The organism is Prevotella sp. HMSC073D09 (assembly GCF_001814145.1).
GTDB lineage: Bacteria > Bacteroidota > Bacteroidia > Bacteroidales > Bacteroidaceae > Prevotella > Prevotella conceptionensis.
The window spans coordinates 1-8,973 of record NZ_KV815098.1; the positions used below are offsets into that span (position 1 = coordinate 1).

Consider the following 8,973-nt stretch of genomic DNA (forward strand, 5'->3'; position numbering starts at 1 on the left):
GAAGTATCAATACGGCGAATTTTGGATGCTTACCCTACTACCTGTGTAAAGTATCTCCACGAAGTTGCCCGAACCATGGTCCTGCTTGCCGACGAAACAGGAGATGCTGACGAAGGAATGTATCGGGAAGTTGTGATGACTACAATACGCACAACCTCTCCGTCTGCCTTAGCGGTCAGGCGATGAGGGAGAGATAAGAGCCTGCGCCACTAGGCGCACTTCAAACATCTTAACCCAAATCAGTTCATTAAAGGCCGTCTTTCTGCCTTTTACCAAACAACTGATCTGGATTATATTAATTTTTCTTATTGATAGCACACCTGTCGATAGGGGCAACGCGCGCATCGTTCCCTGTCTTCGGTGGGTTCGAACGGGCGATCTTTGTCGAAAATTTCTTCTAATAGCGACTGCAAACCCGCCCAAAACTCATCGCGATATGTGGCCACATCGTCTACGCGTTCTTTGCCTAGGCGCAACACTGGGGCGTTTTCTTCGGTCGATGCCTGCTGAATAAACAACAAGGCTGGACTAACGGGCAGTTTCTGGGCATTCCAAAAGGCCGAATCGCGCACAATCGCGGCGTAAAGGAATGTCTGAAAGAAATAGTCGGCGTGGTTCTTGGTCACCTTTTCGCCCGAGAATATGTCCTCAAAAGCGGCAACTCCCGTCTGTGGTTTCCGCCCTGTCTTGTAGTCCACCACGCGGATTACCTTCCCCATACCCTCGTCCACTTCGTCCAATCGATCTACATAACCACCTATTTTCAAAGGATGTTGCTTGCCGTCTACATGTAAAAGCACGTCGTTATACACCTGTTTTTCCATTGCCAGTATGCGGAAAGGCGTCAAGGCGAGGTCCATCTGCAACAGTTTCTTCAAGTAAGAGATAATCACTCCGCGATTAATCAGCTGCAAACCATTGTATTCCGGTCGCTGATTGGTGTTAGATACCTTAAACAACTCTTCGTTAAACGCCCTATCCACAACGCGTTGCAAGGCCGACTTATCCGCAAGAAAATCTTTAATGGCGCGATCGCTAACGGTCGAATAGGCATCCATCAGCTGCTCGTAAATCAGTTGTGAGCTTTTATGGAAGATGTTGCCAAAGGTTCTGTTGTCAATATCGTCGGTTTCATCGTCACTTTCTTTCAATCCTGCCACAATGTTATAGAAGAACAATAGCTGACAACGCAAATAGCGATTGATGGCCGTTGGCGACAGCTTTTCAAGTTTTAGCATCTCTTCCATGATGCTTTGCGTTTTCCTAACGGCGTGCGGCTGCAACACATTGGGCGTTTGTCCGGCCTGTAACGATAGTCGTTCAATCTGATGGCCGCTCTCAACAAGCATTTGCAACATAAAGCGACTCATCTCTCCCGTGTGTCCGTCTTCGGTTGAATTGTTATATAATATGGTGACGTTCTTTGCCCGTTGCAACAGTCGGTGGAAGTAATAAGAATAGATAGCCACCTTGTGGTCTACGGTTGTAAGCCCGTGTGCCTTGCGTATCGAATAGGGAATAAACGAGGCATCGTTAACCCCTTTGGGCATGTTACCTTCGTTGCACGACAGCAATAGAATGTTGTCGAAATCCAAGTTACGGGTTTCTAACACGCCCATTACTTGCAAACCTACAGCAGGTTCGCCGTGGAAAGGAATGCTGGTGGCCTGCACCAGCTGTGTAATCAATCGCAACAAGGTTATCAAATCTACCGAGAGGTCGCCCGAAATAATCAACTCGTGCAAGCGGTTAAACAAGGTGTACATCCTGTATATGGCCTCTTTCATTAGGTGGTCGTTGGTTTCTTGCGTGCTTGTGCCCACACATTTCAGCAGTTGCAACATCCATTCCACCAGTCTGGCATGATACGTTTGCACGTCGGCAACGCCCTCTTCCAGATCTGCAAACAGCAAGGTTAAGCCTTCATCCGTGGCCAAGTCTTGCCTTAACGGATAATAGGTGTGATGTTCTTCGAGCGTGGCCAGCAGTTTACTGCAATTCTCCGAGAGAAAAAGGCTATACGGATGCCTAAGCACTGGCCGCACATATTGTAGCCTATAACGCCCCGAACTCTTGGTGTAGCCTGCGGTTTGCAAGGCGATGAGCGCATTGACAAACGAAAAAACGGGCGACTGCGCCAAGGGAAAGCCCGTAGTGATGTTCACGCTCTCCACCTGTGGCGGCAGACTATGCACCACGGTTTGCAGCAAATTCTCGTCGCACAACACCACGGCCGTCTTCCGTCCTGCCTGCACAAAGGCGTCGTTTTGCAGCCAATGACCCACAAAGCGCGCCTGAATGGTTTCTGTGGAGGCCGACACGAACTGCAACTTTTTCTCTTGGCGAAAGTTGTCGTATATCTCTTCATCGCGGTTAAACAGCTCGTTAGGAAAGGCATCGAGATATTGACGGATGTAATGTCCAGCCTCGTTGTTGACCCCTTCCATATAATAACGGTCGAAATCCCAATAAAACTTGGCCTTACCTGCCTTTTCCAGTCGGGCAAACAGCTTCTGTTCAACCTTCTGCAACATGTTGAACCCCACAAACACATAAGCCTCTGCATCGAAACTCACGTTCTCGTTACAGGCCACTTCACGATAAAGTGCACCCTCGTAGGCTAGCCCTTCTGCTTGCAGATGGGCGTTATACCTATTATATATGTCGCCAAAATTTTGCCATAACTGCAAGAAACGTTTCTTCAACTCCGAGTTATAATCGTCAGAGAAGTTACTGAAAAAGCGTTTCAATGCCTCTCGCTGTTCGTCGGTAAGGTACGAAACGTCGTCCAGTTCGTGAATGTTGCTCAGGTTTCTAAACACGTCTGCGGCATCGGCCAGGTTCTTGTCAATGTCGTCGAAATCGCTTAGCATCAGCATTCCCCAACCATAAAAGTGATCGAGCGTTTCGGTCGAGCCCGTGCATTGAACGTAAATGCGATAAAGGTCGCACACAAGCTTGATGTCGTCGGCCACTATTCGTTCGCTCCTATCACGAAAAAGCTGACTGATTGTGGTATAAACGGGACTCCATAACGGCCCATCTGCCATGCGTGCCAGATGTTCGTTAAGGAATAAGGATGCGCGTTTGTTGGGGAAAACAAGCGTTACGCGCGACAGGTCTGTGCCAAATTTCTTCAACAAGTCTTCGGCAACGTATTCTAAAAAAGTCTTTCTCATTTCACTTCCTCAATCTTATTACTGTAAACATACCACAGATAGCCACTTACTTGCTTATAACCCATCGTTTCTAACAAGGCCATGTAGCTGGCCACTTGTGCGTGGTGTTCTTCCTTGGGCTTGCCAAACTTAAAGTCGATAACACGCATTTCCTCGCCGTTTGTTATCACGCGGTCGGGGCGGTGGGTCACAACTGCGTTGGTAACAGGGTCTACCGATAGTATGGAACATTCGTTAAACAGTTTCCAACCATCCGAAAACCACTCTTCTACGCGCTTATCGGCAAAGCGTTTGTTCAACATTTCTATCAGTTTCTCTTGGGTTAGGTCACTATCGTATAGCACACCGTCTTGCTCCAACTGCCTTAACACGTTGGGTACATCGGCTAATGTACGTATCTGTGCAAACACCGCGTGCAGCACACGGCCCAGTTTGATGTAGTTGTTTTGTTGAGCGTTGTCGTCTTCTCCACCGATAAAGTCCGAACTTTTGTTGCTCTGTAAGAACTGGGCTTTGCTCTCGTACACCTTCACATCAAAGGTAAAGGGCGATGGAATGGTGTTAAATACGTTGTCGGATGTGCTTTTCGCCTTCTCCTCCGCCGTGTCTATGGATAAGGTTCCGTACTTAAATTCCAAGTCTTCTTCGGCTGTTGTTTCAAGCGTACTACCTGGCAACATGCCCGTTAGCTGTTCGATACATTGCCCAATAACAGCAGAACGGCTGCCCGCTTTGTCTTTTTCGCCCATCACAAAGAGGTTTCGGCCAGCCCTTGTGAACGCCACATACAGCAAGTTCATGTTGTCTACCATCGTTTGCAGGTGCTCGTGTAGGTAGTCTTTCTCGTAAACCGACCCCATTAATTGTTTGGGATAGAGGTCTACGGGCACCAGTGGCAAAGCGTTGAACGGTGGTTCGTCAGGCTGACACCATAGCGTTCCGCCCGTCCTCTCCAACTGCCAGTCGCAGAAAGGCACGATGGTATGGGCAAATTCCAGTCCTTTACTCTTATGAATGGTAAGTAACCGCACGCCGTTAAGTTCATCACTCTGTATGGCGCGGTCCTTCATGTCGTTCTCCCATTCGTCGATTACAGCGTTTAGGTCGGCCGAATTGTCCACCAAAAATTTGTTCAGCCTATCGTAGAAGGTGCAGATGTATGCGCTTTGTTCCGACAATCGTTCTAGCTGAAAAGCCTGATACACCTCTTCCACGATGTTGAATATGGGCATGGCCATTAGTTGTTGGTGGTTGTTCCAAAACTTGTTGGGCAGAAAACTGGCCACATCTGCATCGCGTTTAAGCATTTCGCGGTTGCCAATGGCATTGCCCAAGATGTGCGTTTGATAAGTGGTGGCAAGGTTAGCTTGCAGCAAACGGTCGGCAGGATTGGCCAAAACGCGCAGTGCACCCATAATAATTTGCACGGCAACAGAGGCTTGCAGCTTAAAGCCTTCGTCCGAAACCAATCGCACTTCGGGCAGATGCACCATCATATAGTCGGCAATGAGCGCGATAGAATTGTTGTTTCTTACCAATATGGCCACGTCTTTGGGCCTTGCACCTTGCTCCAACAGGTTCTTTATCGTGTGGCATATCTTGGCCAGCATACGCTGTTCGCAATCTTCCTTGTTCAGAAGGCACACCTCAACCCTACCCTTCTGCTCCTTACTAGTGGGCACCAACTGTTTCACGTCTTGGTAAGCCACCTGCATTTGCTGCGCTCCCGTTGGGCTTTTCTCCTCCAACTCGTGCTGTTCGATGGCACATGCCGCCTCGAAAAATGCGTTGTTAAAGTCAACGATGTTGCGCTCCGAGCGATAGTTGGTGGTCATTCGCTCAATTTTAAAGGCATGCGGCGAGCCTGCAAATTGCTTTTCAATCTCGTTCAGCAGTCGCCAGTCGCCCGAACGCCATCTGTATATGCTTTGTTTCACGTCGCCCACAATCAAGCTTTGCGATTGGTTGTGGCTCATACACTCTTGCAACAGCACCTTAAAATTGGCCCATTGCACCGTGCTTGTATCTTGAAACTCGTCAATCATGATGTGTTCGAGTTGTGTTCCTATCTTCTCGAAGATAAAAGGCGAGTCGCTATCGTGTATCAGGGCGTGCAAAAGGGTTTGCGTGTCGCTCAACAAAAAGCGGTTCGACTGCTCGTTAAGTTCGCGCACCTGCGTTTCTATCTTGTCCAAAAGGCGCAGTTGATCCAGGTGTCGCAAGGTAAGCTTGGCCGATTTAAGCAGTTTCAACTGCTCTTTACGCAGCTTTTCCGAGTCGTTCAAATAGTCGAACAGCACGTTTCTCACCACGGTTAAGGCATGTCCATCGCCGTTTTGCTCTTTCTTTCCCACCCAGGCGTTGGGGTCTTCAAGGGCTTCGAGCACACGCTTGGTTAGCAGTTTGTCGTCTTCTACCTGCCCATTCTTCAACTTCATGAAGTAACCGCAAACGCCCTTCTCCTTATAAGCAAAGTCGGCAACCGACAATTGGTTTTCTTCCAACAGCTGTTCAAACCCTTCGCCAATGCCAACAAGTTTGTGTTCGGCCGCTTTTGCCAATGCCCTCATGGTTTTAACGTAACTGTCAAATGCCTCTTCGTTGGCCATTAGTGCGCTCAATTGTTTTCTATTGTCTTTGTAAACATCCTTAAAGATGTTTTCGCCAAAACGTTTTATCTGTCCAATCACATTCCAACTCTTATCGTCGGCGATGTTCTGTTGGATGTATTCCATTATCCATTTCAGCACCTTGCTGTTAGGACTAAGCTCTTCTATCAGTTTGTCTACGGCTTGCTGTTCCACCTGCGTGTCGTTCAAGCCCACGTGTAGGTTAGCCGTAAGGTCTAGTTCACGCGCTAGGTTCCGCAAAACTGCTTGGAAAAAAGTGTCGATGGTTTCAACTCTAAAATAGTTGTAATTGTGTAACAGGTTGCTCAAAGCCACTCCTGCCTGTTGCGAGGCATGTTCTGGGGTGATGTCTAGCTCGCTTGTCACCTTGTCTAGATAGCCTTTGGAACTGGGCAAAAGTTTCCAAATGCCATAAAGTTGGCTCAAAATGCGCAACTTCATCTCTTCGGTGGCCTTGTTGGTAAACGTAACGGCAAGTATGTTTCGGTAGCTATGCGGATTGTTCAGCAGTATTTTGATGTAGTTCACGGCCAAAGTGAACGTCTTTCCGCTACCTGCGCTTGCCTTATAAACGGTTAATGGGGTATGCATGGTGTTATATGTTTTCTTGGGGAATATAAAGTTTGCGATGTTTTCTCTACCAATGTCTGAACAGTTCAAATCCGAATTTCAAGCCAAAGCCGTCGAATTTCCAATTGCGATTTGAGACGAATGCACCAATACTAAAAAGTCTTGTGGTAAAGCCATAGCCGCATTCGAGGTATGGGTGCAAGGACTTAACGCTCAGTGCACTTACATAGATACGTTCCATCTCTATGTAATGCCCCACCAAGGGCAGCCAACTCACGGCCAATAACGGTGTTTCGTAAGTGAAATTACCGCGCACATAATAGTTCGAGGCATTGTACCAGCTTGCGTTAAGCAGTTCGAATTCACCCGTCCAACCATCGTTCCACCCTCCTGGGATGGTGTTCTCGCGAAAGTTGGAGTAGTCTAGGAAGTAAGAAGAACGTCCCTTTTGCGTATAAAACCCTGTGCCAAGGCGCATGGATAAGGCGCGAAGTCGGGACAGGCGAAGAAGGTATTGCCCATCTATTTCCCATCGTTCGTAAGAGATGTTCGACTTAAACGCATGGGGTAAGCTACGTTCGTAGTCGATGGTGAATATCGGCCCTTTCCATCCCCACGGGCGTATAGACAGTTCGAAGGAGGGGGCGAAAGACCGAAAGACCACAGGGAAAGCCAATAACTCGAAGGCCGAGGGGTCTAATGGTTTGCGCTTGTGGAACACGAAACCAACACGCAAGCCCCATTTTGAGGAGAAATCGATGTTGGTATCGAACTTCATATAGCGGTCGGTAAATTGATATAAGTCCTTACCACTGTCGAAAAACTTGTTTAATAGCGACTCCGACAAGCGGTCGGCGATGGTTGAACTGTATATGCGGTTGCCTGTACTCAGTTCGAATCGCGAGTAAAAGTTGCGTTCGCGGTTGTAATAAAACACCAATGGCGCATAAAAAGTAACGCGTTTCTCGCGAAAGAAATAGCCTGCCTTGAACTGAACGAACAATGATGTGCGCGGACCGAAGGTGTAACCCAACCTAAAATCGTTCATATAAGTAAACCCACGACTGGGCGAATACTCCATATAAAAGGGGTCGAAGGGGGCGTTTAGGCGGAAATAACCTTGATTAGACTTACCAAAGTCGCTGCCAATGCGGTCTACCAAATAGTCGCCAAGCTTGCGCCAGAACATGCCATGTGGCCTAACGGGTTGCGTTCTCACCGTGTCTTGGCGTATGTCAGCCAAAAATACGGGCTGAAATATTTCTCTTTCAATGCGTGTAAGGCTATCTTTGCGTAGCAAATTGATGGTGAATGCAGGCTTGTTGGGGTACACTTTCGCGCTGTCTATGTGCGAAAGGTCGTAGTTAACGCGGTAAGTAGCCGCCATTTGGTTGCCCATAAACTTAAAAGTGGTGCGCAAGATACAGCTTTTCACCGCCAGTTTATCGTGTTCTTTGTCGCCCGTGTCGGTGTCTAACTCAAAGCGCAACATGTCGTATTCGCCTTCGGCATGGCAGGTTATCACCCTACCCGTGCGCCTATCTATGATGGCATTGCCCTTAACCAGCTGAGTATTGTCTACCTTGGGTTTGAAACTTAGCAACACAAGACTGTCTGTTTGCGACAAAAACCTTAATTGGTAAAACATCTTGTTGTGCCTATTGAAGGGCGACAAGAGAAACTTGTCTACCAATGTAACGTCGTAAAGCTTAGGCGAAAGATACTTAATGGCAGGCGGAAGGATGTTCTCGCTGTGAGGAAGTGTGGTGTACGAAACCAGCGTTTGCGTGTTGTGCCCCGCATTTTTGTTATACGTATGCCTTCTTATACTCTCGCCCATAAAGTGTCGTTTGCCACTTCGAGCCAAATCGAACAGGTTTGGCACAGCCATTAACAAGATGTTTTTACGACGAATGTCGATGGTATAACGTGTGTACGAATAGTAGGTGGTGTCGATGGGGCGTGCGTAACAACTGTCGGCGTAGCGATAAATGCGGTTCAGCAACAGGGTGTCTGTTGCTGTCCAAGTCTTGCTTTGGGCCGAAACGCCAATGCACATACCGCAAACAATGATTACATGCCGCATTTTCATTAATGGCAAAGTTAGCGAAAATCAATGAAATAACGCTGAATTTAAAGGTGAAAAAGTGGTTTAAAGGTGGTTTAAAGGTGAAAGGGTGAAAAAGTGAAAAGGTGAAAAGATGGCTGCGCCTATTAACTTGTTAACCCGTTAGCTGATCAACTTGTTAACTTGTCGACTTGACATCTAGTTAACTTGTCAACTCATCAACTTGTCAACTCGTTAACTGGTCAACTCGTCAACTCATCAACTCATCAATTTGTCAACTGGTTAACTGGTCAACTGGTCAACTCGGTGACTCGTACCCTCGTCAACCATTGTAATCTTTTCGGTATAAATTTTAACATTATGAGTGACTTTTTTGCCAGCGACTGCCCATCTTGCCGCAAAAAATCGATTCTCGCGAAGGTTGGTTTTGCAAAAAGGGATTAGGATGTGAATGCGGTAAAATGAATTTTTATTTAAAGAAGTCGTCATTTACACCAACTTTTGGGCTATTTATAGCAAAATGTAG

3 protein-coding genes are annotated in these 8,973 nt (G+C 47.4%); all 3 read right to left on the reverse strand.

Annotated features, from left to right (window positions below):
* Positions 1-305: 305 nt before the first annotated feature.
* From HMPREF2955_RS08560 to HMPREF2955_RS08570, 3 genes are read right to left on the reverse strand one after another with little or no spacing between them, the layout of a single operon-like run.
* Positions 306-3,179, reverse strand: coding sequence for a PD-(D/E)XK nuclease family protein (locus HMPREF2955_RS08560; protein ID WP_070722665.1), 2,874 nt, complete (start codon positions 3,177-3,179; stop codon positions 306-308).
* Positions 3,176-6,400: a UvrD-helicase domain-containing protein gene (locus tag HMPREF2955_RS08565; protein WP_070722746.1), complete on the reverse strand. Its 3,225-nt coding sequence runs from the start codon at positions 6,398-6,400 to the stop codon at positions 3,176-3,178. The genes HMPREF2955_RS08560 and HMPREF2955_RS08565 overlap by 4 nt, the downstream gene beginning before the upstream one ends.
* 46 nt (positions 6,401-6,446) lie before the next feature.
* Positions 6,447-8,465 (reverse strand): DUF5686 family protein, encoded by a 2,019-nt coding sequence (locus tag HMPREF2955_RS08570; protein WP_246830104.1) that lies wholly within the window; start codon positions 8,463-8,465, stop codon positions 6,447-6,449.
* Positions 8,466-8,973 lie beyond the last annotated feature (508 nt).

Excerpts from the sequence above, each read along its gene's own strand:
- HMPREF2955_RS08560 (WP_070722665.1), bottom strand. The coding sequence starts at position 3,179 with ATGAGAAAGACTTTTTTAGAATACGTTGCCGAAGACTTGTTGAAGAAA.
- HMPREF2955_RS08565 (WP_070722746.1), bottom strand. The coding sequence starts at position 6,400 with ATGCATACCCCATTAACCGTTTATAAGGCAAGCGCAGGTAGCGGAAAG.
- HMPREF2955_RS08570 (WP_246830104.1), bottom strand. The coding sequence starts at position 8,465 with ATGCGGCATGTAATCATTGTTTGCGGTATGTGCATTGGCGTTTCGGCC.